At 69.7% G+C, this 26,199-nt stretch carries 22 protein-coding genes and 3 pseudogenes; 15 read left to right on the top strand and 10 right to left on the bottom strand.

From position 1 onward, the window contains the following. Window positions 1–110 precede the first annotated feature (110 nt). The gene (locus ACFWBY_RS27465) at window positions 111–452 is read right to left on the bottom strand and encodes a CU044_2847 family protein (protein WP_385334531.1); all 342 of its coding nucleotides are present in this window, start codon (window positions 450–452) and stop codon (window positions 111–113) included. 31 nt (window positions 453–483) lie between these two features. Continuing rightward, on the bottom strand, window positions 484–3,273 hold the full coding sequence (locus tag ACFWBY_RS27460; RefSeq protein WP_385334529.1) for a CHAT domain-containing protein: 2,790 nt from the start codon (window positions 3,271–3,273) through the stop codon (window positions 484–486). Window positions 3,274–3,596: 323 nt separating this feature from the next. Between ACFWBY_RS27460 and ACFWBY_RS27455 the strand changes: the two are divergent. From ACFWBY_RS27455 to ACFWBY_RS27435, 5 genes and pseudogenes are all read left to right on the top strand, one after another. Continuing rightward, window positions 3,597–4,263, top strand: a pseudogene (locus tag ACFWBY_RS27455) (transposase family protein); the annotation flags it as partial. Window positions 4,264–4,441: 178 nt separating this feature from the next. Further along, window positions 4,442–5,164: a peptidase inhibitor family I36 protein gene (locus tag ACFWBY_RS27450; protein ID WP_385334527.1), complete on the top strand. Its 723-nt coding sequence runs from the start codon at window positions 4,442–4,444 to the stop codon at window positions 5,162–5,164. Then, window positions 5,161–6,750, top strand: a complete 1,590-nt coding sequence (locus tag ACFWBY_RS27445; RefSeq protein WP_385334525.1) for a phosphodiester glycosidase family protein — start codon at window positions 5,161–5,163, stop codon at window positions 6,748–6,750. The genes ACFWBY_RS27450 and ACFWBY_RS27445 overlap by 4 nt, the downstream gene beginning before the upstream one ends. A 577-nt stretch (window positions 6,751–7,327) precedes the next feature. Further along, a complete protein-coding gene (locus ACFWBY_RS27440; protein ID WP_385334523.1) occupies window positions 7,328–8,188 on the top strand; it encodes a poly-gamma-glutamate hydrolase family protein in 861 nt (286 codons plus the stop codon). Window positions 8,189–8,277: 89 nt separating this feature from the next. Further along, window positions 8,278–8,664 carry a transposase gene (locus tag ACFWBY_RS27435; protein ID WP_385334521.1) on the top strand — a complete coding sequence of 129 codons (387 nt, stop codon included), beginning with the start codon at window positions 8,278–8,280 and terminating at the stop codon, window positions 8,662–8,664. Between the two features lie 185 nt (window positions 8,665–8,849). On the opposite strand, the pseudogene ACFWBY_RS27430 reads toward ACFWBY_RS27435, so the two are convergent. The 5 genes and pseudogenes from ACFWBY_RS27430 to ACFWBY_RS27410 all read right to left on the bottom strand — a co-directional run. Then, window positions 8,850–9,050 (bottom strand): annotated as a pseudogene (locus ACFWBY_RS27430) (CBS domain-containing protein); the annotation flags it as partial. Then, window positions 9,026–9,193, bottom strand: coding sequence for a hypothetical protein (locus ACFWBY_RS27425; protein WP_385334519.1), 168 nt, complete (start codon window positions 9,191–9,193; stop codon window positions 9,026–9,028). The gene ACFWBY_RS27425 and the pseudogene ACFWBY_RS27430, both read right to left, overlap by 25 nt. A gap of 268 nt (window positions 9,194–9,461) precedes the next feature. Continuing rightward, the gene (locus tag ACFWBY_RS27420; RefSeq protein ID WP_385334517.1) at window positions 9,462–9,683 is read right to left on the bottom strand and encodes a hypothetical protein; all 222 of its coding nucleotides are present in this window, start codon (window positions 9,681–9,683) and stop codon (window positions 9,462–9,464) included. 189 nt (window positions 9,684–9,872) lie between these two features. Continuing rightward, entirely contained in the window at window positions 9,873–10,430 is a 558-nt protein-coding gene (locus tag ACFWBY_RS27415; RefSeq protein ID WP_385334515.1) for a hypothetical protein, read from the bottom strand. 46 nt (window positions 10,431–10,476) lie between these two features. Next, entirely contained in the window at window positions 10,477–11,880 is a 1,404-nt protein-coding gene (locus tag ACFWBY_RS27410; protein WP_385334513.1) for a hypothetical protein, read from the bottom strand. Window positions 11,881–12,027: 147 nt separating this feature from the next. Here ACFWBY_RS27410 and ACFWBY_RS27405 point away from each other — a divergent pair, with 147 nt between their 5' ends. Both ACFWBY_RS27405 and ACFWBY_RS27400 read left to right on the top strand, forming a co-directional pair. Continuing rightward, the gene (locus ACFWBY_RS27405) at window positions 12,028–14,034 is read left to right on the top strand and encodes a WD40 repeat domain-containing serine/threonine protein kinase (protein ID WP_385334511.1); all 2,007 of its coding nucleotides are present in this window, start codon (window positions 12,028–12,030) and stop codon (window positions 14,032–14,034) included. A gap of 72 nt (window positions 14,035–14,106) precedes the next feature. Further along, entirely contained in the window at window positions 14,107–15,315 is a 1,209-nt protein-coding gene (locus tag ACFWBY_RS27400) for a maleylpyruvate isomerase N-terminal domain-containing protein (RefSeq protein ID WP_385334509.1), read from the top strand. 137 nt (window positions 15,316–15,452) lie between these two features. On the opposite strand, the gene ACFWBY_RS27395 is transcribed toward ACFWBY_RS27400, so the two are convergent. Next, a complete protein-coding gene (locus ACFWBY_RS27395; RefSeq protein WP_385334507.1) occupies window positions 15,453–16,133 on the bottom strand; it encodes a response regulator in 681 nt (226 codons plus the stop codon). A gap of 180 nt (window positions 16,134–16,313) precedes the next feature. Between ACFWBY_RS27395 and ACFWBY_RS27390 the strand changes: the two genes are divergently transcribed. The 4 genes from ACFWBY_RS27390 (at window position 16,314) to ACFWBY_RS27375 (ending at window position 20,636) form a co-directional block, all read left to right on the top strand. After that, entirely contained in the window at window positions 16,314–17,252 is a 939-nt protein-coding gene (locus tag ACFWBY_RS27390) for an ATP-binding cassette domain-containing protein (protein WP_385334504.1), read from the top strand. Between the two features lie 44 nt (window positions 17,253–17,296). After that, the gene (locus ACFWBY_RS27385) at window positions 17,297–18,067 is read left to right on the top strand and encodes an ABC transporter permease (RefSeq protein ID WP_385334502.1); all 771 of its coding nucleotides are present in this window, start codon (window positions 17,297–17,299) and stop codon (window positions 18,065–18,067) included. A gap of 120 nt (window positions 18,068–18,187) precedes the next feature. Further along, window positions 18,188–19,840: a sensor histidine kinase gene (locus tag ACFWBY_RS27380; RefSeq protein ID WP_385334500.1), complete on the top strand. Its 1,653-nt coding sequence runs from the start codon at window positions 18,188–18,190 to the stop codon at window positions 19,838–19,840. 361 nt (window positions 19,841–20,201) lie between these two features. Continuing rightward, a complete protein-coding gene (locus ACFWBY_RS27375) occupies window positions 20,202–20,636 on the top strand; it encodes a hypothetical protein (RefSeq protein WP_385334498.1) in 435 nt (144 codons plus the stop codon). Window positions 20,637–21,093: 457 nt separating this feature from the next. Here the strand turns inward: ACFWBY_RS27375 and ACFWBY_RS27370 are convergent, their stop codons facing one another. Then, window positions 21,094–22,008, bottom strand: coding sequence for a sensor histidine kinase (locus ACFWBY_RS27370; protein WP_385334496.1), 915 nt, complete (start codon window positions 22,006–22,008; stop codon window positions 21,094–21,096). A 225-nt stretch (window positions 22,009–22,233) separates the two neighbouring features. Between ACFWBY_RS27370 and ACFWBY_RS27365 the strand changes: the two genes are divergently transcribed. The 4 genes and pseudogenes from ACFWBY_RS27365 to ACFWBY_RS27350 all read left to right on the top strand — a co-directional run. Next, on the top strand, window positions 22,234–22,755 hold the full coding sequence (locus ACFWBY_RS27365) for a SigE family RNA polymerase sigma factor (RefSeq protein WP_385334655.1): 522 nt from the start codon (window positions 22,234–22,236) through the stop codon (window positions 22,753–22,755). After that, window positions 22,752–23,633 carry a hypothetical protein gene (locus ACFWBY_RS27360; protein ID WP_385334494.1) on the top strand — a complete coding sequence of 294 codons (882 nt, stop codon included), beginning with the start codon at window positions 22,752–22,754 and terminating at the stop codon, window positions 23,631–23,633. The genes ACFWBY_RS27365 and ACFWBY_RS27360 overlap by 4 nt, the downstream gene beginning before the upstream one ends. Window positions 23,634–23,776: 143 nt before the next feature. Continuing rightward, window positions 23,777–24,670, top strand: a complete 894-nt coding sequence (locus ACFWBY_RS27355) for a serine hydrolase (protein WP_385334492.1) — start codon at window positions 23,777–23,779, stop codon at window positions 24,668–24,670. Between the two features lie 133 nt (window positions 24,671–24,803). Beyond that, window positions 24,804–25,166 (top strand): annotated as a pseudogene (locus tag ACFWBY_RS27350) (transposase); the annotation flags it as partial. Window positions 25,167–25,488: 322 nt separating this feature from the next. Here ACFWBY_RS27350 and ACFWBY_RS27345 read toward each other — a convergent pair. Next, window positions 25,489–25,827, bottom strand: a complete 339-nt coding sequence (locus ACFWBY_RS27345) for a hypothetical protein (RefSeq protein ID WP_385334490.1) — start codon at window positions 25,825–25,827, stop codon at window positions 25,489–25,491. Window positions 25,828–26,199: the final 372 nt, after the last annotated feature.

Raw genomic sequence — 26,199 nt, 5'->3', positions numbered from 1 at the left:
CGCAGGAGGCCCTGCCTTCATGCCCGTGCCACCGGAAGACCACCCGACCGGGAACCCTCGTTCGACCGCCAGCGAACCTCTCGGGATGACAACGGCTACTCATAGAGGGGTTATCCGGTCGTCGGATGAGGTTTGTTCCGGTGCCAGGTGACGGCCACGGTGAAATTGGCGGTGGTGCTGGCAGCGGCGATGAAGGCACCGGCCTCGGCGTGCAGGTCGAGGCCGAACTCGACGTGGATCTCGTCAGGTGACTCGGCGATGGCACGGAGTTGGGCGACCACGCCTTGTACTGCGGGCCGCGCACAGCGTACGGCTTCCTCGAAGGTCTTTTGCGCCCGTTCGGTTACCGCGGTGTCGCGGAGTCCGCGGGTCACCATCCCGGCTGTCGGCTCCCTGACCTCGATCAGTACGGTGGCGCCATCCGCCGTGGGAAATTCAACCAGACGTCCCATTCCAGCGTTCCCTTCCCTTGCAGTTCCTTCGCTAAAGGTTGCCGGCTGGCCATAGGCGTGCGGTGTGGTCGTCGCTGCCAGTGGCGATCCGGGTGCCGTCGGGGCTGAACGCCACCGCGTTCACGCCGGCACGGTGACGTACCTCGAGCAACCGCCGACCGGTAGTGGCGTCCCACACCCGGGCAGTGTGGTCGGAACTGCCGGTGGCGATCCGGGTGCCATCCGGGCTGAACGCCACCGCGTTCACGCCGGCACCGTGACGCACTTCGAGCAACCGCCGACCGGCAGGGATATCCCACACCCGGGCAGTGTGGTCGGAACTGCCGGTGGCGATCCGGGTGCCATCCGGGCTGAACGCCACCGCGTTCACGCCGGCACCGTGACGCAGCTCGAGCAACCGCCGACCGGCAGGGATATCCCACACCCGGGCAGTGGCATCCGAACTGCCAGTGGCGATCCGGGCGCCGTCCGGGCTGAACGCCACTGCGTCCACGAAGGTCCACCCGTTGCCTCCATGGCGTACGTTGAGCAACTCCTCGCGGCGGCCCGTGGCGTCCCACACCCGGGCAGTGGCATCCGAACTGCCAGTGGCGATCCGGGTCCCGTCCGGGGCGAACGTCACCGCGTTGACGCAGGCGGCGTGGCGTACTTCGAGCAGCAGGCGGCCGGTGGCGGCGTCCCACACCCGCGCAGCGCGGCCTGCGTTGCCCGTGGCGATCCGGCGGCCGTCCGCGCTGAACGCCACCGCGGACACGTCGGACCGCACGCCTCCTCCCCTGACCTTCAATCGCTCCCCACCGGCGGTGTCGTAGACGCGGGCCCACCGGGAGTTGCCTGCGACGGCGATGCTCCGGCCGCTCGGGTTCCACGACAGGGAAAGGACCTCGTCTTCGAAGTCGATGCTGGCCAGCTCGGGCGGTTTTAAAGCAATTTCGCGCCGAGCGAGATCGGCCAGTGCGGCGTCTTCGTCCGCCGCATCCGCTCGCAGGGCTGTCAACTCGGTTATCGTGTCCAGTACCTTCACCCGGTCTTGTGCGACTACCTGCTCGTGCAACGTGGTGTGCAGCCCGACGATCTTTTGACAGACGGCGCGTCGCTGAGCAGCGTCGCGATAACCGCCGTCGGCCGCGAGTTCGCCGTAGCGGGCGGAGGCCTCAGCCCAGTCCCCGGCGTCCTCCGCCATAAGGGCCTCGGCATAGAGTCGCTCGTGTTCCGCCTCCTGCAGGGCCCGGCGGGCGCGGGTGGCCAGGCCGTCGGGGTCGGCGGCGGCCGGGTCGAGCCCACGGAGGTCCTCGCTGACCTCGATGACGGCCTGCCACCGGCCGTCATCCGCGTGGTAGCGCAGTTCGGCCTCCAGATCTGCGATGCGCTGCCGAGCCCGGCACGATTCGCGTCGTGCGACGGCGTCCAGGTAGCCCTGGTCGGTCCGGAGGATCTCCGTGTAGGCGTCGATCGCGGCGGCCCAGTCACCGGCGGCCTCGGCGTCCGTCGCCTGCTCGTGAGCTTCGGCGAGTCGGCGCTGCTGGACAGCGGTGTCGCGCAGTGCCACCGCGTCCGGGTTATCCGGGTCGAGCGTGAGCAGGTCGTCGAGCAGCTCGATGGCACGGCTGTGGCGGCCCACGCGCAGCTCCGCGGCGGCCCTCACGTACAGGGCGCGCAACGGCGCGTCGCGCCGACCGCCGGTCGGCGGCGTCTGCGGTACCCAGAGCGGGGGCGATTCTGTGGCGAACGTGAACAACCGGGTGATGTCGCCGCGCACGTACAGCACGGGAGTGATCCATTCCAGGGTGCGGCGGCTGGTACCAAGGATCGCGATCCGCCCACTTTGTGCTGCCTCGTCGATCCGGCGGCCGTGGGCGAGTGCGGTGTAGAAGCCATGGGCAAAACGGATGGCGGCCCGGTCGCTGACCGTGAACTGCATCGCGGCGGCCGCGCTGATGCCGCTGCGGACCAGCGTCGCGCCGGTGCTGGAGAAGACGTCCCGCGTCCCGCCCTGCGCCGAGGCGCAGGAATTGAGCACGACAAGCCGCGGGGTGGGCCGGGCCTCACCGAGCAGGTCCGCCAGCCGGGACGCCTCCACCAGATCGGGGCCGCCGCCGCTGTCGACCAGCCCGATCAGGCCCTCATCGGCACTTTCGTCGTAGTCGCCGTGTCCGATGAAGTGCAGCACGTGCCACTCACCCTCCAGCAGGCGCCCGTGCACACGGTCCCAGCTGGCCTGCGGCACCCAGGTCAGCTCGACCCGCCCCGCATCGATCTGATCGGCCAACGCCTCCTCGAGCCGGCCGCGTTCGGCGTCGGTGTCCAGCAGGGGCAGCCCGCGCGGTGACGCGATCACCGCCAGAATGCGCAGGGGTGGCTTCACCTGCAGCGGCTCGGGCGTGTAGCGGGCGGGGACGTGCCGGACGAGCGGCTCTTGCCGGCACAGGTATACCTCGGCATCTGGGTCGAACAGCGTCTCCCATGGCAGCAGCGCGAGCTCTGGCGTCTTCAGCCGCAGTACGATCCGCAGCCGCTCCTGCCTCTCTTGCGCCACCCCGCTGCTCGCCCGGTAGGTCCCGTAGATCGGGCCGGTGAAGAGCGCTTCGAATAGCTGCTGCCCGACTTGCCGCACCGGCTCCTCTGTGGCCGACACCGCCCGCCGCGCTTGCACCGAGGAGGCCAACACCGTTGCCTCCAGCGCCGCGCGCCGGTTGAGTAGCCCGTCGACGTCGAGCTGCAGCGCGGCGCTGGGCTCCCCGCCGGCCGCTGAGTGCACCACCCGCACCTCGTACTCGTCAGGGTGTGTCCTGGAGACTTCCAATTCGAGGTCAGTGGCCATCGCTGCCCCTTTCGCCGCGGATGACCACGGGCAGCTGAGCGGCAGAGCCGCGGCCGACAGGTGAGAACAGCCCAAACCGCCTACACGACCATGATGCAGCCCGCTACCCGGGTCCACCAGCGCACTTGGGGCCGAGGGGCTGTGAGATACACCGTCTGTCACGGCCAATAGCAGATTGTGTGTAATGGAACCCTGGCCGCCTCCGGCACCTCCCCTGCCAGCCCATGTACTGCCCACCCGGCGGCCGGACGGGTTTCGCGTATTTCGCCCTCACCCCGGACTGCACGCGGCACGACATCGCCACGCACGATGACGGCCTTCTAGGTACGCGGTGGAGACGACGGCCCGCCGACCGTCAGGCCCTACTCGCCCTGGCCCACCTGCGGTGCGGCGACACCTACGCTCAGCTCGCCGCCGGGTTCGGAATCGGCATCGCGACCGTCTACCGGTACATACGCGAGGCCATAGAAGTCCTGGCCGCTCTCGCACCGACCTGGCCAAGGCGATGGAGACGCCACAGACGAAGGCGTTCGTGATCCTGGAAGGCACGCTCTTGCCGATCGACCGGATCGCCGCCGACGCCCCCTACTACTCGCGAAAACATAAGCGTCACGGCATGAGTGTGCAGGCCCTCACCGATCCGTTCGGCCGACTGCTCTGGGCAACACCAGCCCTACCCGGAGCGGCTCACGACCTGACCACGGCCCGAAGCCACGGCATCGTCGACGCGCTGCCGCCGCGGGACTCAAATGCTGGGCAGACAAGGCCCACCAAGGCGCCGGTCGACACATCCGAGTCCCCTTCCGGGGCCGCCGGCTCAAGCGGTGGAAGCTACGGCACAACAGCAGTCACGCCAAGATCCGGTGCGTTGGCGAGCGGGCCATGGCCGTGCTGAAGGGCTGGCGCCTCCTGCGGAACCTCCGCTGCAGCACGAACCGGGTTGCCGACATCGTGAAGGCAGTCCTCGTCCTCCACCACGCCGCAACATGAGGTTGGAAAAGGCTCACTGTCGACGCCTGCTCGCTGCGATTCTCGGCGCCGATATCAACGGCCTACGCCACTCTGTGTCACCACAGTGTGTGAGACTGGGCCGTTCGCTTGACGTGCCCTCACGGATGAGAACCCGGCTCCCGTCTTGGCGTGGACACGTGTATGTGATTCTTACACGGTGAAGATCACCATCCTGCGAGGCGCCCTGTTCACGGGCGCCCTGGCGCTCCTCGGGGGAGTGCTCATGGCGCTCCCCGCGAGTGCCGCCGTCTACGACACCTGCCAGGCCGACAGCCTCTGTCTCTACAGCGGGCCCAACGGCACCAGCGACGAGGGCGACTCCGTGCACGCTTTCGATCTGGCCAAGAACAGCGAATCAGAGTCGTACGAGACTTGGAACAACCGGGCCGAGTCGTTCTCGAACAACTCCCCCTACTGGGCCTGCATGTACGTGGAGACCCGCTACGGGGGCCAGGTCAAGGCGATTCCGCCCAAGACCTCGAAGGGCCCCACCCAGGGCAACCTCGCCGACCTCGCCGGCAACCTCGGAGGCAATCTCTCCTCCCACAAGCTCGCGAAGTCCCAGGGCCACTGCTTCACCGGCTATGAGCGCTGCGAAGACGGCAACCTCTGCTTCTTCCAGCAGCCCGGCGGCCGCGGCGCGATGTTCCAGACCACGATTGACTACAACGCCTACCACCCGGACTACTGGGCCAAGAAGATCGAGTCGGTCTACAACCGCACCGAGAAGTCGGCCTGCTTCTACGACAAGGCGTCCTCGGCGATCACGGCGGCGGACAAGCCGTTCCGGGTCCTGCCCGGTGACTCCACCACCGTCGCCGGCGCCTACGCCGACACCTTCGTTTCCCACAAGCTGCGCGACAAGGCGGACTGCTCGTGACCCTCACGACTACCGGGCGCCGCCGCGGAGCACTCGCCGCCGCCACCACCCTGACCTCGGTACTGCTACTCGTCACCCCGGGCGCATCCAGCGTCTCGGCCGCCGTGAACGTCCCCACCGTCACGGGCTGGACGCCGCTGGACGCCCAGCACCAGCAACTTGACCCGGGAGTGGACCTCTTCCGCTACAAGGAGACGTCCCCCAGTCCGCTGCGCGCGGGCAAGCCGCGCGAGCTGAACGTGATGCGCATCGACCCGGCCATCAGCGCCGTGAGAATCGAGAGCACCTACGGCAAGAAGGCGGGCGAAAGCGAGATAGTCCGCGATCAACTGAATCAGTACGCCCAGCTCCCGCTGGCCGGGATCAACGCGAGCTACTTCATGAGGGAGGGCGAGCACGCCGCACAGCCGGCCACGCCCGAGACCATCCAGAGCTTCGGCGTCACGGCCCGGGACGGCGTCCTGCTGGGAGCGGCCTGCGACCCGACCACGACGGCCCGGCGCTCCGTCATCCTCCAGCACGGCATTCCGTACGTGACAAGGCTGTCGACGACGCTCTCCGTTACCAGCAGCGTCGTACCGTCCGGCGGCTCGGCATCGCACACCATCGATGACATCAACCGCAATCCCGGAGGCGCCCTGGCCTGCCCGCGGGACGACGAGGACGGTGTCGCCGACGGAGCAGTGGACGGAGACCGCGGGATCAGCTACACGGACGCCCACGGCAAGGAGATGACCGTCTTCCAGGACCCGCAGGAGATCGTCCTCTTCAACGACCGCTACGGGATGCCCACCCCGACCCCCGGCATGAACCCCAAGATCGGCTCGGACAACCAGGCAGGCTTCGAGGTCCTGGTCGATGCGGACGGCACCCTCACCCGCCCGGCCGACTGGACCACGCGCGGCGGACACCTGGTCCCCCAGGGCAAGCAGATCCTCCAGGCCATCGGCACCGAGCCCACCGCCTGGCTGCAGGGGATGTTCGACACGAAGGCCAAGCTCACCATCGACCAGAAGGTGACGGACCTCGCCGACAACCGTGACATCCCGCTGGACGAGTCCGTGGACATCCTCTCCGGCGGCACGCGCCTCATGGACGACGGAAGGAACGGGGCGCCCGCCATCTACGCGAAGAACGCGGACGGCTCGACGAAGGTCGAAGACGGCAAGCCGGTACTGACCTCGTGCGGCCGCGTGGTGAAGAAGGAGGGCGCGGACCCGGCGGCCGAGCTCACCGCGAACGACATCATCTGCAAGGACGCGCGCACGACGCTGGGAATCGATGACCAGGGGCGAACGGTCATCGTGACGATCACCGGCACACGCGACGAGCCCGAGGACCCCGCCGGGGCCCTTGCCACGTTCGACGGCTCTTTCCTCTCGGAGGTCACGGCCGTATTCACGCAGCTCAAGGTCATGGACGCCATCAACCTCGACGGGGGCGGCTCGACAATGCTGCTCACCCGTGATCCGTCCAACCCGAACAACTACACCCGTCAGACCGGCCTGACCGACCAGAAGCACCGGCCCGTCTTCGACTCCGTCTACGTGGGAGTGGGCGGAGAGGCCATCACCCCGGGCGGCTAAACGAGTGGATCCTGGTCCACGGGGGTCATGAAGCGAGGGTCTCGTTGGTCCGTCTGTGAAGGCAATCATCGAGTCCCTCGCTACCGCCCGGGCACCGCAGATGACTCCCAGGCTCGCCCGTCTGCGCCTCGGTGAGGGCGCGTCCGCCACGGCAGCGACCTGCGCTGCGGGCATCTCGCCGCGCTGGCCCGGGCCCGCGTACGAAGCGTGACCACTCCCGCTAGATTGACTCCACCACCACACCTCCGTGACCCTCCGCGCGCGCATCCGACGCGCCGCCAAGCACTCTCGCGCGGACGGCCGACCCACCACACGGCGCCTCAAATCATCGATTTGCTGGGCGGTCGTATCCGGCGAAAGCTGCGCGCGGCCGCACCTGCCAGCACGGGGAGGGAACCGGGGCCCTTTGACTCGCCTCCGTCCGATCGAATCGGCCGCTAGAATTCCCGCCATCGGAAGGGGGGATCCGATTCTGCAGTCGCGCCATCGTGTGGCCTGCGCCCTCCTTCCTTCCCGCGCCGGGTATCCGGGGTCGAACGCATCCCCGGATCACCCGCACAGCACTGAAGGATCAACGATGTCCCAGTCTCATACCAGTCGCAGGACCATCCTCGCCTCCCTCGTGGCCGCAGCTGCGGGTGGTCCGCTCCTGACCGGCCTCGCCGCGACTCCGGCCGCCGCCGTCGGCGGCGACCTCTACACCTCGAACTCAGACCTGTACACGAAGGCGATCGAAGGACAGGACTTCGCCCGCCGGTTCAAGCGGCACGAGGTCCTCGACAACGACAAGACCACCACCCCTCTTCCCCGCCTGACCAGTGTGCTGGCCATCCACGGTGGCGGAATCGAGATGGGTACTTCCGAGCTCTGCCTGGGCATAGCGGGTTACCGCCCCGACACCCTGGCACCCGTCACGGCGGGCGCCCCGGTGTACGACTACTGGATGCTCGAAGGCATGCGGTCTTCCAACAACGGCGAGCTGCACGTCACGGCGTCGCACTGTGACGACACGGTTGCGCGGTCCATGGCAGCCGGCAGCGCCAATGTCCTGAGCCTGCACGGCTGCACCGCGGCTCAGGCCGGCGCGCCCACGGGTCAGCCCAAGGCGGTCGTGGTCGGCGGTCTCAACCCCCGTTTCCGCCAGCTGCTGTCCGCGAGGCTGAGCGCTGCGGGCTTCCAGGTGCTCGGTGGTAACCCGGAGGACCTCAACGGCGACCTGCCGGAGAACATCTGCAACCGCACCCTGACGGCCGAAGGCGGCGGCCAGCTGGAGATCACCACCGAACTCCGTCAGAGCCTCTTCGGCAACTTCTCCGGTGCGAGCAACCGTGCGGCCACCGCCAACGCGGACTTCTGGAAGTTCACCAATGCCTGCCGTGACGCAATTGCGGCGATGGAAGCCGAACTGCTCGCGCGTAGCAGCCTCTTCGTCTACTGAGAGCTCGTAACAGGATCTTGCTGAGAGGCCCCGGTCGGGCGTGACCGATGTGATGATTCGGCCGTTCGTGGCGGTGGGAATGCTCGGCCGTGGATCGTGATGGTGACTTGTGGGCACTGACCGAGCCGCTGCTGCCGCCCTGGCCGACGAGGTCACCAGGGCCGAGGCCAGTAGCTGACCGGCTATGCCTGCAAGGCATCCTGTACGTACTCTGCAACGACATCGCATGGCATCTCCTGCCCTCTGCACTGGGGTTCGGCTCCAGGCCGACCTGCTGGCGGCGCACGGAGCGGTGGCAGCAGGCCGGGGTCGTCGACCTGCTGCACCGACTCCTGCTCGCCGAACTGAACGCGGCCGGCCGCCTCGACTGGTCCAGGGCTTGCGTGGACGGCTCTCACATCCGGGCGAAACACGGGGAGCCGACACCGGTCCTTGCGCCGGTCGACCGGCGGAAGACAGGCAGCAACCACATCTGATCTGTGACGGACGCGGCACCCCGTTCAAGGTCATCACGACCGCGGCGAACGTCAACGACGTCACCCAGACCCTCGCCCTCCTGGTCGACGGCATCCCACCAGTGGCAGGTCGTCCAGTTCAAACGCCTCGCCATTCGATGGGAACGCCGCGCCGAACTCCACGACGTGTTCATCTTCCTCGCCTGCACCTCTTCGGCGTCGTCGTCGACGCCGATGGTGACCGCCTCGCCCTGCGCGAGGTCGCCCGCCTTCACCGTGCCGGGGTCCTTGCCCGCCGCGAGGACCTTCACCACGATGTCCCGGTCGGTGAGCACACCCTTGAGCTTCTCGTCCGTGCCGCAGATCGGCAGCGAGCAGGCCTTCAGCTGCGCCCGAGAAGAACGTATTGATCACTGTCGACGTCCAGCACTGCGGCAGCACGGTCCTGGTCAGCGCCGACGGCGAACTCGACGAGGACGCGGGCCAGGCATTTCAGGAGGCGCTGGACGGTGTCACCACCGACGTGCGGGACGTCCTGGTGGACCTGCACGGCGTCGCGGTCATGAACGCCGAAGGCGGCTGCACCTCTTGGACGTGCACCGGCGCGCGGAGTGCCCGGGCCTGTGGGTCCTGGTCACCGGCTGGCAGCCCCAGCCCCAGCAGTGTGCATGGCCGAGGTCGCCGGCATCCCGGGACCCGGCTCGGCCACCGGGGAGCGGTACGCGGTACGCGGTGGCAGGCTTCCGCCGGCTCATCGAGGAGCGGGCCCAGAACGCCCGGGACAGCGCGGACTTCGCTGCCGAATGGCTGCCCCGCGCCTAGCGGATCTGGGCCGCGGCCGCCGCCCGGCGTAGAACGTGCCGCCGGGACCGGGCCGCTCCGGCCGCGCGGGCGGGCGCAGCGGACCCCCGCGGGGAGCGGCGAAGCAGCCAGGTGGGCCCGCCGCGCTCCCCCTTGCGGTCGGCGGCCGGGTACAGGCCGTCAACGAGGTGCTGGCCGGTCTCGACGGCGTCGACGTGGTGGCCTTCGACCTGCGACACCTGAGGTTCATGGACGTCACCGGCCTGGACGGCCGGACCGCAAGGTGGAGAGGCACCGCAGGGGGAAGTACAGGGTGGCTTTGTAGGTGACACCCGACGGTTGTCACCTACAAGGCCACTGCCGGCCCTCTCCTCCAACCTCCACCAGCCGGACAGGCCAGAGTCTCAGGAGACGCCGATAGGGCGGGCTCATTTCCAGACGGCAAACGCCTCGTCGTCGCTGCGCCGCAGCAGGCCGCCCTTGACCCACTCGACCTTCTCGGGCGCCGTGCTGGAGCCCGATGCGGCGAGGTAGACGGAGCAGGCCTCGTAGCTCTCGCCAGCCGGGGCCTGCTTGAACTTGCTGGAGTCGTGCTCGTCGAGGCACTTGTCGAACTTCGGGGCGTCCTTGTAGCTGAGCTTGCCGTCCGCGCCCACGATGGGTTGCGGGAAGGCGCTCATGATGTTCAACCGGGTCAGCAGGTCGCCGTCCGCCGTGACGTCGAAGGAGGGCCCGTTCACGTCGCCGGCGTCGGTCTTGGTCACGCGGTAGTGGACGTAGTACGGCGTACGGCCTTGATACTGGGCTGCATCCTTGAGCACGGACAGGTCGCCGGAGGTCCCTGCGACCACGCGCTCCACGCTGACCTCCAGATTGTCCTTCTTCGCCTTGGCGCCGTAGGAGAGCTCCTGGGTGTCGGAGCATCCGGTGAGTACGAGTGCGGCGGCAGTGGCGGTGAGGACGGCGAATACGGTACGGGTGTTCAAGATTCCCCCTGTGTTGGTGATCGAAAGGATTGCGGGCGGTCGGCGGTCAGGACGTGCCGACACGGCCCCGGGTGAGCGTCAGGTCCATGGCGACGAACGCCCCCAGCCCCAGAAGCGCAGCAAGGTGCAGCACCCACCAACCGCGTTCAAAGCTGCTGACGCGGCCCGCCGAGACCACGTCGTTCCCGAGCAGCACCAGCGGAAAGGTGACGGCGCACAGAAGACCCACGACCCTGAGGGCACGAAACCGCGCGTGCGGCTGGATGGCGCGGCAGGCGATGGTGAGCATGCCAAGGAATGAGAGCAACCAGGGCCAGGTCAGCAGCCCACGCCAAGGGTCCACAACCGGGAAGAGGTCCAGCCCCAGGACGTCCTCTGTCAGCAGGAAGACACCGCCCTTTGAGGTTCCGCCCTCGTACTCGAAGAGCATGGCCGGCAAGGGCATCGCGGCGGCGAGCACCGCCAACACTGCGGCACATGTCAGCATCGCTCCCGTGACGAGGCTCCAGCGAGGCCCGTAGGCGTCCGGCAGGGCAGGCCGGAGGGCGCCGGCGGCCGGGCCCGGCTGCCACACTGGCGCGTACGGACGAGCGGAGTCCGTGTACGGATCCCCGCCCTCGGACGAGTGGCCCGCCGAGGTTCCCACCTCGAAGATCCGCACGTGTGCGGGCGCGTACCGCCGCGTCTTGGCGGTCAGCTTCCCGAGGTCGAACTTCCGCCGCTCGACCGCCACATGGAGCTGTGCGGGCATCGACGCATCGGGTGGCAGCACCTCGGCCCCGGCGGGTACGGCCACACCGTCGCGCAGCTGCGTACCGATCAGTACCTGCGGCCCGAGCGCGGCCGACTCGGCGACGACGAAGGCGGTGACATCGGTCCACGGCAACCGGACGTGGCCGATGCGCACGCCGGAGGAGTCGAACTGGAAGAGGACGCGCCGCGCGTCGAACCACGTGAAGACGTACGGCACCAACAGCACGATGACCGTCCCGCCCTTCACGTCCAGGGCCCAGCCCAGGACCAGCGCGAAACCCACCAGGGCGCCGATGAGGCCCCAGAGCTTCGCGAGGTCGGATGGGGAGAATGGCCCTGTGACACGGTAGCGGTCCCAGCGAGCGCGGCGGCGCGCAGTTCCTGTCGGCGGCATGGGTGCGGATTGCGGACGGGTCATGCTGCTATCCCCCGGTGTGTGCTTCAGGCCAACACGGAACGCGGCACCTCTCAGGCGCCCCCCGCGAGCCAGGGTCGGCTCGCGGAACGTTTGTACCGCACGCCGGAGTTGGGCCGCCCACACCGTGGGCAGCCGGAGACGAGGATCACAGAACAGGGAGCCGGACCAAAGGGCATTTCCGTCACGTTGGCCCATCTCGGCCTGGCCGGCCAGGCCGAATGATTCGCTGATCGGCTGGTCCGGGTGTCGCGCCGTGTTCGAGGTGAGCCAGCGCGTCATGAGGTTGATCGTCGCGAGGCGAAGCGCGGCGGCGGAGCGCTGCCGGAGAGTGGTCAGGGGCAGGTACGCGTGTGCTCCGCTCTGCGGGGTGGGCCCCCGGGGACCGACGGTGGTCGGCTGTTTCCGGTGGCCGCTAGGGTGATCGACATGATGGGGGCAGCGGGCGACCTGGTGGGCGGGCGGTATCTCCTGGTGGAGATGGTCGGGCGCGGAGGGATGGGGCGCGTGTGGCGTGGCCACGACTCGCTGCTCGACCGCGAGGTGGCGGTCAAGGAGGTGCTGCTGCCGCCCGAAACGGCGCCGCACGTCCGGTCGGAGCTGATCGCGCGCACCGAGCGGGAGGCACGGGCCGCAGCCCGGCTGCGGCATCCGGGCATCGTGACGGTGCACGACGTGGTGCACCATCAGGGTGTTCCGTGGATCGTGATGGAGTTCATCACCGGGCCCTCGCTAGCCGGCCTCGTCAGGGCCGAGGGAAGCCTCAGCTGGGAGCGGGTCGCCGCCCTCGGGGAGATGATCGCCGACGCCTTGGCCCACGCGCACGCCGCCGGGGTGGTCCACCGCGACCTGAAGCCCGACAACGTGCTGCTCGCCGGTGACAGTCCGGTCATCACCGATTTCGGCATCGCCCGGATCCTGGACGCCACCCAGCATCTGACAGGGACGAACACCGTCATCGGCACTCCGCAGTACATGCCGCCGGAGCAGTTGGAGGGCCGACGTGTGGGGGCCTCGGCGGACATGTGGGCGCTCGGTGCGACCCTGTACACCGCGGTCGAGGGACGCCCGCCGTTCGACGGGTCGACCCTGACAGCGGTCATCACGGCCGTGTTGACCCAGCCCGCGCCGTCGGCGGTGCGCGCGGGCGCCCTGGCGGACCTGCTCGGTGAGCTGCTGTCCAAGGACCCGGCACGGCGCCCTGACGCCGTGAGCACGCGGGCGCGGCTGGATGCCGCCCGGTCGGCGGCGCCGAGCGCCGTGGCCGCGGGGCACATCCCCACAGTGAGGGTGCAGGCCCCGGCGGTTCCTGCAGACGTAGCCGCTCTCGCGAGCGCGCCCACCGCGGCGGCACCGGCCGTCCCCGCCCTCGCGTCGTCCGGGCCGCGCCGCCGTGGTGTCCTGCTGGGCGTATTGGCTGCCGTGGGCGCGGCATCGGGGACGGTCATCGCCGTGCGCCGGTTCGCCGACCACGACGCCCCGTCCGCCAAGAACCGGGCCGGCGATTTGTGGAGCGCGCTCACCGTTGCCGGCAGCACCGTGATGTCGCTCGCCTACAGCCCCGACGGAAGGCTCTTGGCCGTGGGCTGCCAGGACGGCACCGTCCGGCTCTGCGACACCACCACCCGGACCACTGCCGCCACCCTTGCCACGAAGGCCGAGGAGGTGCGGCACCTTCTGTTCAGCCCCGATGGCAGGACCCTCGCCACCGGCACGGCGCTCGGTGCGTCCAAGGCCGAACTCTGGGACGTGGCGACCCGCACCAGCCGCTCCACCCTCGACCGCTACGGCCCCATCGGCAACGTGCTCGCGTTCAGCCCCGACGGCAGAACGCTCGCCGTCTCCGGCGACGACGACCTCCTGATGTGGGACACGGCCACCGGCACACTCACCGCCACGCAGACCGGTGACCGGGGCTGGCTGAACGTCCTGGCCTACAGCCCCGACGGGAAGACCCTCGCCATCGGCGGAGAAAGAGGCCGGGGAAATGCGCTGCGGCTGTGGACCCCCGGCTCCAACAAGGATCCCGCCGTGATCGAAATCCTCGACGGAGCAGTGGAGTCGGTGGCGTTCACACCCGACGGACGGGGCGTCGTCACCGCAAGCAAGGGGAAGAACGGGCTGCGCCTGACGGACCTGGCCAACCCGGCCGGCACCGCGACCACCGTCCTTGGCCAGGAGATCGTCCAGCGGGCAGCAATCAGCCCGGACGGCAGCACCATCGCCGCCGTCATCATCTCCGACCGCACCGTCGAACTGGCGTTGTGGTCCCTCGCAACCCGCACCCGTATCACCACCGCAGACCTCAGCAGCACCCTTGGGGGCGGGATCCCGGTGCAGCCGGTCTTCAGCCCCGACGGACGGACGCTGGCCACCGCCAGTGAGGACAACACCGTCCGACTCTGGCCGCTCCCCATCCAGGCCGCTCACCCGTAGCCACGGCCTCTGGTCGGCACAGAGCCCGGCGGCCCGGGTCACGTGAGGTTGTTCGTGTTTGGCGTCGAGGCCATGACGTCAACGGAGGGCAAGGTTCCCGTGTGGGGCTGCATGGTGCCGATCGTGCTGGTGATCGTCGCGGTCGGGATCGGCGTGATGATGCTCGGCAAGAACATGATCGCCTCAGAGACCTCGACTGTCTGGGGCAGCCAGGATGGAAGCAAGGACTCCTTCGGCTGGATCGTCGTCCTCGTCGGAGGCGCCGTCGGTGCGGGCGAAATCGCAGTCATGTGGGTCGCGATCAAGCACCGGAAACCCGAACCAGGGCATAGCACTCACGGGTGGTACACCGGCGTGTGCACAGCACTGTCGCAACTGTCGTACCCGGCGGTAATCTGCGGACCGGTCCGCAGCATGGGGAGTGGTATGGGAACCGTCACGGGATTCGATCCCTCCACAGAGCACGAGAAGACCCGCGCCGCGCTGGGTGCCGTAGTCCCGCGGCTCGTCCGGCTGCTGCGCGACGTCCCCGACCTGGACGCGGCCTCCGGTGTCCCCGTTTGGACGGTGGGCGACGTCGGCTCGCACCTCTCGGCCGTGTACGTCGGGTACTCCTCCGCCAGCAGCGCCGACGAGTCCATCGACTGGGACAGCATCCTGCCGGCGGGGGAAGGGCCGTTCAGCGAGCGGATCGCGGCCATGAACGCCACATCAATAGGCCTCTTCGGCGGCAACGACAGGGCCGGTCTGGGCGACTTGGTCGCCGAGTGGGGCGAGGTGTTCCTGCGGGTCACCGAACACCTCGCCCATGACACCCCTGTCACCGTGCCCTGGTTCGGGCAGGACATCACGCTGGCGACGGTGACAGGCCTGATGCTCAGCGAGAGCCTCGTGCACGGTCTGGACATCGCCCGCGGCGCCGGACTTTCGTGGCCGATCAGCCCGAACGAGGCGCGCCTGGCACTCGGTCAGACACTACCGACGACCGTGCCACTGGCCTTGGACTCCGAGAAGGCACGGGGTGTCAGCATTGCCTTCGACCTCGCCATCAAGGGCGGCCCGCGGCTGGCGGTCGTCGTCGACGACGGAACGGTGACGGTGGCCCGCGATGCTCCGCCACGCGCCTACGACTGCAGGATCACGGCGTCTCCGACCGCGTTCCTGCTGGTCTCCTTCCGGCGCACGCCGACCTGGAAGGCGATCGCGCGCGGCCAGATGCGAGCCTCCGGCCGCAGACCGTGGCTCGCCATGCGGCTCGGCGCACTCATCGCCACTCCCTGACCCAGGGCTGGTCCATAGTCCTGTCTGCTTGGAGAATCATGCGGGCGTTCCCGTGGTGATGTCGTCCGGGCAGAGGTACTGGACGGTCCGTGCTGACGCACTGACTGGGAACCTTCGGTCGGGCGGGACGAGCGGAGTCAGCCGCTGCGCGGCGGGGTCAGGCCGGCCTCGTGGGCGGCGATGGCCGCCTCCACTCGGTTGCGGGCGCCCAGTTTCGTCAGGACAGCGCTGACGTGCGCCTTCACCGTGCCCTCGACGAGGTGCAGTCGGGTCGCGATCTCCGCGTTGGACAGTCCCGCGGCGAGTCCGGCCAATACGTCGCGCTCCCGTTGCGTCAGTCGGTCCAGGGAGCGGTGGGGGTGTGCCGACCGGTGGGCGCGTATTCCGGCGATGACCCGGCCGGCGACCCGTGGGGACAGGTAGGCCCCGCCGGCGCCGACCGCCCTCACCCCGTTGAGGAGTTCTCGCGGGTCGTCCGCCTTCAGCAGGAAGCCGTCTGCGCCTTCCTCGAGTGCCCGGGTGATGTACTCGTCCTGGCCGAAGGTCGTCAGCATGATCACACCGGCAGTGGTCGGTTCTCGGCGGAGCCGCGCCACCGCCGTCAGCCCGTCGAGGCCGGGCATCTGGATGTCCAGCAGGACGACGTCCGGCCGGTGTCGGCGGGTGAGCGCGAGGGCTTCGTTCCCGTCGCCCGCCTCGGCGACCACGTCGACGTGCGGGTCGCGGGCCAGGATGGCGCGTATGCCTGCCCGGACCATCGCCTCGTCGTCGGCCACCAGGACCCGGACCGGCCGACCGCTCGGTGTCGTCTCTTCCATGCGAGGAGCCTACGGCCGGCTCATGGCCGGGTCGGCGGTGAGCGCCGCGGTTCCGTCCCTGGTCGGGGTGCTCCCCCGACGAAAGGCAGGACGCTTCTTCCTTTCGGCCCATGGGCGCCGGCTGTGCGCGCTCCTAGCGTCGCTGCCGTACTCCTTGTGACCGACAGCGAAGGAACTTTCGTGATCAGCCTCCGAGGACTGACCAAACGCTACGGCGGCACCCTCGCCGTGGACGACATGACGTTCGACGTCCAGGCCGGCCGTGTGACCGGCTTCCTCGGCCCCAACGGCGCCGGGAAGTCCACCACGATGCGCATGATCCTGGGTCTCGACCACCCCACGCGCGGGCGGGCCCTGATCGGGGGCCGCCCGTACTCGGACCTGCGCCGTCCCCTGCGGGCGGTGGGAGCGATGCTGGACGCCAGGGCCGTCCATCCGGCACGTTCCGGCCGCTCGCACCTGCTCGCCCAGGCCCGGTCCAACGGCATTTCGGTACGGCGGGTGGACAAGGTGCTGGAGACGGTGGGCCTGGGCAAGGCGGCGCGCAGACCGGCAGGCACGTACTCGCTGGGCATGAGCGGACGGCTGGGAGTGGCGGGCGCTCTGCTCGGCGACCCACCGGTACTGGTTCTGGACGAACCTGTCAACGGCCTCGACCCCGACGGTGTGCGGTGGATCCGCCGACTCGTACGCGACCAGGCGGCAGAAGGGCGGGCCGTGTTCCTCTCCAGCCATCTGATGAGCGAGATGCAGTTGACTGCCGATCACCTCGTCGTCATCGGGCGGGGGAGGCTGCTGAGCGACACCTCGATGACGGAGTTCCTGGCCGCCGCGTCGCCCGCCTCGGCACGGGCCACGGTGCCCGACCCGGAGGAGCGGTCCACGCTGGTCCGCTGTCTGACGACGGCCGACGGGGTGAGCGTCGAGGCGTCCGCGCCGGGAGAACTCGCCGTGGGCGGCATGACGGCGGCCGAGGTCGGCGACCTCGCCCACCACTGCGGCGTACGGCTGCACGCGCTGAGCGACGTACGGGTGTCGCTGGAGCAGGCGTACATGGACCTGACCGCGCGGAGCGTCGAGTACGCGACGGGCTCCACCGAACGAGGGGGACTGCAGTGAACAGCGCGACGACATCTGGCGGGCGGACGCTTCCGCCTCGGACCGTGCACAGCACTCCGGGACGGCGCGCGCCCGGCGGCTTCGCCGGGGCGGTTGCCTCCGAGTGGACGAAGCTCTGGTCGGTGCGGGCCTCCGGGCTTTGTCTTGTGGTGGGCCTCGTGGTCTCCGGTGTGTTCACGTACTACTACGCGTCGATCGCCGGCATCAACGAACACCCGGTCCAGCCCGTCGGGAACGCGGCGGCCGCCTCCGCCGTCGTCACCCAGTTCGCCTTCGTGGTCCTGGCCACCGTCGTGGTGACCTCCGAGTACTCGACGGGGACCGTGCGGGCCTCTCTGCTGTGGGTGCCCCGACGGCATCGGGTCCAGGCGGCGAAGGCACTGGTGACGGGCCTGGTCGCGTTCCTCGGCGGTGTCGTGTACGCCGTGCTGGGCGCCGCCGTTGCCTGGGGGGCGTTCGACGGCCGGGGCTCGTTCGAGGCGGGCACGACCCTTTGGCAGGTGCTTGCCGTCGGGGTCTACCAGGCGCTTGTCGCCGTGCTCACCGTCGGCGTGGCCTTCGCCACGCGGCACCCGGCCGGCGCACTGTCGATCCTCGTCACGCTGCTGTGGGCGCTGCCGAGCGTGCTTCTGGGACTCGGCAGCGAACCGCTCGGGGCCGTGAACGACGTCCTGCCGAACGGAGCGGGCGCCCACTTCATGCACGTCGGCGGCGACGCCCCGTTCTCCTCGGCGACGGCCGTCCTCATCGTGGCCGCGTGGACCGCGGCAGCACACGGGACGGGCCTGTACGTGCTGCGCCGCAGGGACGCCTGACACCGCGTCGGCTCCGGCCCCGGGGCACTCTCCAACGGCCGGCACCGGCGGGCGCCCGGGCACGTCCCGGAGAATCGACACGAGCACGTCATCAAAGCGAGGGAAGGACATCCACACACCATGCGGCACCCGCGCATCCCCCCGACCAGGTTCGTTCTCGCCGACGGGGCACTGTGGGCCGTGCTCGCCGCCGCCACCGGATTCGGGTTCCGAGACGCGGGCGGGGCCGCCTCGGTGGTGGTGGACCTGTTGCTCCCCCTGGCCGTGCTGGCGGTGGCGGTACCGCTGTCGCACGGCCGACCCGGGGCCGCGGTGCTCGCCGTCAACGGGCTGTGCGCACTGGGGCTGGCCGACTCCGCGACCCCCGCCAACGCCCACGCCCTGTCGCTGGCCGCGCTGAGCTTCCTGCTCGGTGTCCGGGTCGCCCAGGCCCGGGGCCCGCTGGTGGTGCTCGCGGCGTGCCTCGGGGTCGACGTCGCGGCCTGCGCCGTGCTGAGGGTGCCGGCCGTGTGGTGGTTCTACACCCTGGCCGTGCTGCCCGCCGCCCTCCTGCTGCCGTGGCTGGCAGGGCGCCACTGGCGCGGTCGGCGTGAACTCGTACGGGAAGGATGGAGGTTGGCCCAGAGCCTGGAGGAGCGCCAGCACCTCGTCGCGGAGCGGGCCCGGCTGACCGAACGCGCGGACATCGCGGCCGACATGCACGACTCGCTCGGCCACGTCCTGAGCCTGGTCGCCCTGCGCGCCGGCGCCCTGGAACTCTCACCCGATCTCACCGACCGCGACCGCGGCGACCTCGCAGAACTGCGCGGGACGATCGCGGACGCCGTCGAGCAACTGCGGGAGACCGTCGCCGTCCTGCACGAACCACGGGAACCGGGGACCGGGACGGGGGCCGGAACGGGGGCCGGAGCGAGCGGGCCGTCCGTCAAGGACACCGTCGCGGACCTCATCGGCCGGGCGGCCGCCTCCGGAGTGCCGGTGCGCTGGGAACAGCGTGGAGCGATACCCGTGCTACCGCCGCTGGTCGAACGCGGCATGTACCGGGTGGTGCGGGAAGCCCTCACCAACGCCGTGAAGCACGCCCCGGGCAGCGCGGTCAGCGTGGGAATCGACCACGAGGGCGACTGCACCCGCGTGAGCGTCATGAACGGCGCTGCACCGAAGGACGGGCGGGCCAGGGCTGATGAAGACCAGGCTCCCGACGCCGGCGGCCGGGGGCTGACAGGGCTTCGGGAACGCATCGCGGTCCTCGGCGGCACCCTGCGGACCGGTCCGCACCAGGGCGGCTTCCGTGTCACTGCCGTCCTCCCGCACCAAGCCCCGGCGCGCCCCGCGACGCGGGCAACCACCCCCGGGACAGGCGGGCACATCGACCGCGGCGCCGCCCCCGAATCCACCGACCGGCTGGCGGCGGTGCGGCGCGCCGCGCGGCGCCGCACCGTTGCCGCCTTCGCGGCGCCGGTCACCGCAGCGGCGTTCTTCGTCCCGGCCGCCGCCTACCTGGCCTGGCAGCTGACGACGGGCGTGCTGCCGCCGTCTCGATTCGACGCGTTGGAGCCGGGGCGGTCCCGCGCCGAGCTCGGCCCGCTGCTCCCGGCCCGCGCCTTTCCGTACCCTCCGGACCACGTCCGTTCCGCGGACCGGCCGCCGGGTACCGACTGCGGGTTCTACCGCTCCGGCCGCGACCTGCTGGACCAGGTCGACCTCTACCGGCTCTGCTGGTCCGACGACGTTCTGGTGGCCAAGGACACCCTGGAGGCGGACCCACGCTGACCGGCCCACCTGCAGCAGCGCGGCAGACCGCCTCGCACGATCGGGTACACGCCGCTCACTGGTGAGCCCCGGCGACGAAATGGCTGTGTTCGCTGAGTGGCAGAGTCTCGTCGCCCGGCTGGTGGAGGTGGTGCTGGAGGTGAGGGCCTGGGCCGTTCGCGCGGCGCACCCCGTCGCGCTCCCCTACCCGCCTTGATCCGGTGCTGAGGACGGCGACGCCGGGCCGGGTACACCGCAGGGGGTAGGCCGGCTACCCCTGCGGTGGGCCCGAAGATCAACCCGGGGTGGGTCGAGAAGGCTCCACCGCACGGGCTACATTTTCCGCCGTCCCGTGCGACATGGACCAGACGACGGAGGAACGATGAAGCTCACGACGAAGGCCGCCCTGACCCTTGCCGCGGTCCCGGCCGCGCTGCTGCTGCTCGCGGGGCCGGCCTCTGCCGGCTCCGGTTTCGATGTCACCGGCACCGGCGGTGACATCGGCGGCGCCTGGGCGCACGGATACTACGGAAAGGCGGCCGACGGCCGGGTCCACCTGAGCGGCGAGCTCAAGGACACGGCGGGCGACGGCAAGGGCGCGGCGCTCAAGATCCACGCGGTGTACTCGGACGGGGGCACCCGCGACGAAGAGGTATGGAACACCCGCGGCAACCAGGCGGTCGTGGGCATCGGCGAGTACACCTTCGCGGGGAACGTGCGTCGTATCGAGCTCAAGGAATGCCTGTTGTACCGCGGAGGCGACGGCAACATCTACGTGGGCACCTGCGCCGCGGGCGCGGAAGTCCTCTACTTCTGACGCCCGTCCGAACGGCGAGGCGTTCGGGGATCCCGTCCGCGGTCTCGGTCCAGGCATAGAGCTTGGGGATCGGTGTTCCCTGCCGCGACCCATGTGCGGATGTCCTGCTCCCGAGCCTGGACGGACTTGTGGACGCCTCGCCGTTCTCCCTCCTCAAGCTGACCCACGCCCTGACGTTCCTCGTCCCCGCCCTCCGGGATGCGGCGCGAGGGCCTCGCAAAGCGGAGGACGTCCGCATACTGGGCGTATTCAGGCGTTCCGGCAAGGCGGCGAGGTGCCGTAGCCGTCGTCGTGCGCCCGCCGGGGATTACGGGACAGCCCTTGGGTTTCGCCCCTTCAGCGGGCGCCGCCGCGTCATTGGCTGCCCTGTGAAAAGCCGGGCCGGGCCGTTACCGGCCGGGCTCTTCAATGGCGCGCATCTGTGCAACTCCGTTGAGAGCGTTCACTCTTCTCCCTCTTACTTCGCCTGGGGCTTGAGGTGGAGGGTGAAGCGGGCGCCGCCGCGTGGGCTGGTGGTGGCGTCGAGGGTGCCGCCGTGGGCGTGGGCGATCCAGGAGGCGATGGAGAGGCCGAGGCCGCTGGAGCCGGAGGCGGACCCGCTTCGGAAGCGTTGGAAGAGGGAGTCGGCCAATTCCCGGGGTACGCCCGGCCCGGCGTCGTCGACGGTCAGCGTGCCGTCGGCGGTCACGGTGAGCTCGACCTCCGCGGGCCGGCCGGGGGCGTGGCCGTGGACGAGGGCGTTGCCGAGCAGGTTGGCCACTGCCCGCTTCAGGAGGTCGGGGTCGGCGACCACGACGACCGGTTCGGTGCGTACGGTCACGTGGTGCCCGCCGGTCTCGGTGTCGTCGACGACGGCTTCTACGAGCTGGTCCAGGCGCATCGGCTGGCGGTCCGGGGCGCTGACGCCGGCTGCCATCCGGGCCCGGGTGAGCAGGCCGTCGATGAGGTCGCCCATCCGGCTCGCCAGGCGAACGGTCCGTTCCAGGGCGGCGTCCCGGTTGGTGTCGTCGCGCAGCGCGGTTTCGGCGAGGATGCGCAGTGAGGCGGCCGGGGTGCGCAGGTCGTGGGCCGCGTCGGCGAGGAACTCCTCCTGCTGGCGCAGTGCCGTCAGCGCGGGTCGGATCGCGCGTCCGGAGAGCAGGTGTCCGGCTGCGGCGGACAGTGCTACCAGGGCTGCGCAGCCACCGGTCAGGAGCAGCGTCAGCCGGCGGTGTGCGGCCTGGTCTGCGGACATGTCCACGGCTGCGACGAGCGCGCCCTCCGGTTCTTCGCCGTCGGCTGCCGTGTAGGGCTCGGCGAGCAGCCGGATCTCGTGGCCGTCCTCGCTGCGGGCGTCGACGACGACCGCCCGCCTCCAGGACCAACGGTCCACTCCATGGACCGGCTGGTAGTTGCGTAGACGGTCCCGTCCGAGGCCGAAGGGCAGATCCAGCCGTCCCCGGCCGCGGGCACGGGAGGCTGTTGAAGAAAGTAACGCTTGGGTCACGACCGGAGATCGTGTGCAGCAATCGGGGGGTGGGCTCCGTCAGGTTGAGCGGGGGAGCCAAGGGGGCTTCGGGAGGGGCGGACATGCCCAAGGGATACGAGCCGGGTGTCCATGCGAACCGCTGACATTCCTGCCTTCACGGCCTTCGTGCAGGCACGGTCGTCGGCGCTCTTCAGGACCGCGCTGCTGCTCACCGGCGAGCGTCATGTGGCCGACGACCTGGTGCAGTCCACGCTGGAGCAGGTGTGCCGGCACTGGCGCCGGGTTCGCACCGCCGACGCACCGGAGGCCTATGCACGCCGAATCCTGGTGAACCTTGCCAACGACCGCTGGCGCAAATTACGCGGGCGTGCGGAAGTAACCCTGGACGACGGTATCGGGGGTGGACACGTCGATCCGTACAGAGGTCTCGTGGTCCGCGACGAGTTGATGCGCGAACTGCAGTCCCTGCCGATCGGCATGCGCACCGTACTGGTGCTGCGGTACTTCGAAGATCTCGACGACGCGGAGATCGGCCGCTTGATGGACATCTCGGCCGGCTCGGTCCGATCCCAGGTGGCCCGGGGCCTGTCGAAGCTCCGGTCGACCGTCGGTACACAGGCACTGCACACACGTTCGGGAGGGGCGGCATGAAGGACTTCGACCTGGAGGAGGAGCTGACCGCAGCCATGCTCGACCGGTCACGGCAGGAACCGCCGCGCAGCTACGACGTGGATGACCTCATCGGCTCGGTACGGCGGCGCCGTCGGCGCCTGCAGACAGGTGCGGCGGCGGCCGTGGTGATCGCGACCCTGGGCGCCGGCTTCGTGTCCCAAGTGGGTCAGGACCGCGCCTCGGCGCCCGTACTTGCATCGACTGCGCCGCCTAGTGCCGATATGCCTCCTTCGCCCACGGCTTCGGCCTCCCCGGCTGACCCGGCGCGGACGACGAACACCCTGTTTCTCTCCGCCCTGCGCTACCAGAACCCGGCCACCCGCTCCGAGGTGGATCCGGCCGAGGTGGCTGCACTGTTCGCCAACGACTCCACGTACCAACGGATCTGGGGCGCCGACTCCCGCGGTGTGACCTGCGGTGCCATGGTCGACGGCGTGCTGGCGTCGGGTGAGGTCCTGCTGTACCAGGGGACCGGACGGCTCGACCGGACCCCGTCCCTGGACTTCGACGGGGCCACGGGGAAGGTGACAGACCTGACCTGCGCGGCGGTCTCCGGAGACGGCAAAGGAGGCGACCCCACGGTTTCCGATTTCTACGGCGGGCTGGTGGCGGCCACCAAGTCCGGTGACTCCACGGCACTGGCGACGCTCGGGAAACAGTTCGTGACCGAGCACCTTCGATCCGCCCAGGGCCCGGCCGCCGGCACCTGCTCCTTCACCACACCCCCGTTCTGGCTCGCCCACAACCCCTCATCCGGAACTCTCACCCACGGATGGACCATGAACCTCGGCGGCCACCACGACTTCCCGATCGACATCGACGAGAACGCGAAGATCGCCAGATCCTGCGGCGGGTGAGCCGCAGCAGCCGCTGCCGCTGCCGCTGAGGCAGACGACACCGGACTGAGCACGCACGGCGGCGCTCGTCCGGAACTCCTTCACGCCCTTACACGCCCTGAGGCGATGTCCGCGTGCCCGGACGTCCGGAAACGAGTGCCCGTATGAAGCATCGGACAGCCTTCGTCATACCCCTGCTCGTGGGCGCCGCCATGGTGGCCCACATCCTGATCCCGGCCTCGGGTCTCGCCGAGGGCGCGCCGTCCGGCCCACTGCCGACGACAGCGCCAAAAACGGATTCCGAGGTAAGACCTGCCACCGCGGAGACGACGACTCCGGAGCAGGCCGTGCGCCTCGCGCTCGACGGGCTCGGGGCGCACCACGGCCGGTACGCGCTCGCCGTCGAGGACCTCACCTCGGGCCGCTCGGCCGCCTACGGTTCGTCCAGCGAGACCTTCACCTCCGCGAGCATCATCAAGGTCGACATCCTGGCCGCCCTGCTGTTGCAGACGCAGGACCGCGGAGGCCGGCTCACCTCTGCTCAGCGACAGCTGGCCTCCGACATGATCCGCTTCAGCGACAACGACGCGGCGCAGGAACTCTGGATCGGCGTGGGCAGACGCCAAGGCCTGGACGCGGCCAACGCACGACTCGGATTCACCCCGGCGCACGCCGGCCAGAGGGGACCCTGGGGCCTCACCCGGACCACGGCCCGCGATCAGATCGCCCTCCTGAAGGCCGTGTTCACGCAGGACTCCCCCTTGAGCGCCGCATCTCAGTCGTACGTACGAGCCCTCATGAGCGCCGTCACCGACGGACAGAACTGGGGCGTCCGCGCAGCGGGAGCACCCGGCGGTCTGCCCGTACTCAAGAACGGCTGGCTCCCGGGCGGGATGCCTCAGCTATGGGCCGTCAACAGCGTGGGCGTCGTCGAGCGCGCGGGACACACTCTGCTCGTCGTCGTACTCACCGACGGTCAGCCCACGCGGGAGACCGGCATCGCACTCATCGAGCAGGCCGCGGCGACCGCGGTCGAGGCGCTGGTGCGCACGCCCTGAAAACCCGCTCGTCCAAAGCTCCCGCTCGCCGAGCGGCTACGGCCTGTACTCGTTGTCGATTCACTGTTGGTGCTGGTCACAGGCGATACGGTGCCGCGAAAGCCGGCTGGGTAAGCCGTCGCGTGCTGTCGCCGTGGCGGCTGTCCCCGGCGTCACGAGCATCAGATGCCCCTCGGGTGGAACCCGTTGCCGGTTGTTCGGCCGGGGCCTGCGTTCTTCGGGGTTGGCGAAGGCGGCAATCGCCCGCGCCCGGGAGATCGCGCAGCGGTTCACCGACCCGGTCAGCGACCGCACCGGCCATCTGCTGCAGGACTGGATCAGCGAAGTGGAGCGTGACGCACCTCAGCCGATCCGCTGGTTCGCCCGGTTCATGAAGTTCGACATCGACGCCGTGACAGCCGGCCTGACCTTGCAGTACGGCTCCGGCGTCGTAGAAGGCCACGTCAACCGCATCAAGACGATCAAGCGGCAGTTGTACGGCCGATCCTCGTTCCGCGCGCTGAGAGCCGGAATCCTCATCCAGCCGCAGTCATCACGGAAGCGCGGTCACAGCCTGCAACGACCAAGGGTGCTCTTCGCCCCACGCGGTCCGGCTTTCAACGGCCTGGGGAACTTCGGTGAGCGGCAGGCCGTCGGTAAGCCAGGGCCGCCCGCTCGTTCAGTGTCCGGGCCGAGCCTGCTCAAAGGACGCCTTCGGCGTCGCTCACGCGATGCGCTGCGCGCACCCGGGACTCGTCACCACGGCCCTAACGCCGGCTGGTACCGCATAGGGGCAGGGCTCGCCCTGCCGGCGGGGGTGTGGCGACAAGTGGACGCTGTCACATCCCGGGTATGCCGTAGCCGGGGTCTGGATGCTGACGGGGGGTCCACCACTCGGACAGACCCCACACCCCGAGCGCGAGCGCGGCAAAGGCCACGACTGCCCCAGCCCAAGGCGGCACCCGCCTGACGGCCAAGGCCCAGGAGATGAGCGGCACCAGTACGCCGCCGAGCAGGATAAGCGGCAGGTCGACGAAGACCACGCTCAGATCACGCGCGTGGGCCTCAAATCCCCCGTCGATACTGAACGCGGCGCGTGGTACCCAGACAACCAGCCCGGTCAATGCACCGAGGCCGGCGAAGAAGTATCTGGCCTGGCGCTCTCCCTCCGGCTTCATACCGGTCCGCCCTGGAGTGTTTTCCCTCATGCCCTCTGGACGTAGCAGCTCGACACACGGTTGCAGGGACAGCCAGCGCCTACGCGCCGTGTGGGCAAGCAAACGTTGGCTGATCCAGCAGCAACTACCGAACCCTCCAGATCGGCGCGGGTCCGCCTGGGGAATCTGCCGGTCAGACCCGGGCGGCTTCTACGCCCTCGCGTAGACGGCCGGCCGCAGCGCGATGTCCTCGGCGAGGTCGCCGGTCTCGGCCAGGTCGGACCTGGTCGAGCGGGACTTCCAGCCAGCTTGGGACTTTGACACTGCACACCCGCGACCTCGCCCGCCAGCTCGGCGACATCACCCTCAGCACGATGTATCGCCAACTCGACA

Origin of the sequence: Streptomyces sp. NPDC060049 (assembly GCF_042736715.1) — a bacterium.
Lineage (GTDB): Bacteria > Actinomycetota > Actinomycetes > Streptomycetales > Streptomycetaceae > Streptomyces.
The sequence above is the reverse complement of the archived record's forward strand: the minus strand, read 5'-3'. Positions and strand labels throughout refer to the sequence as shown.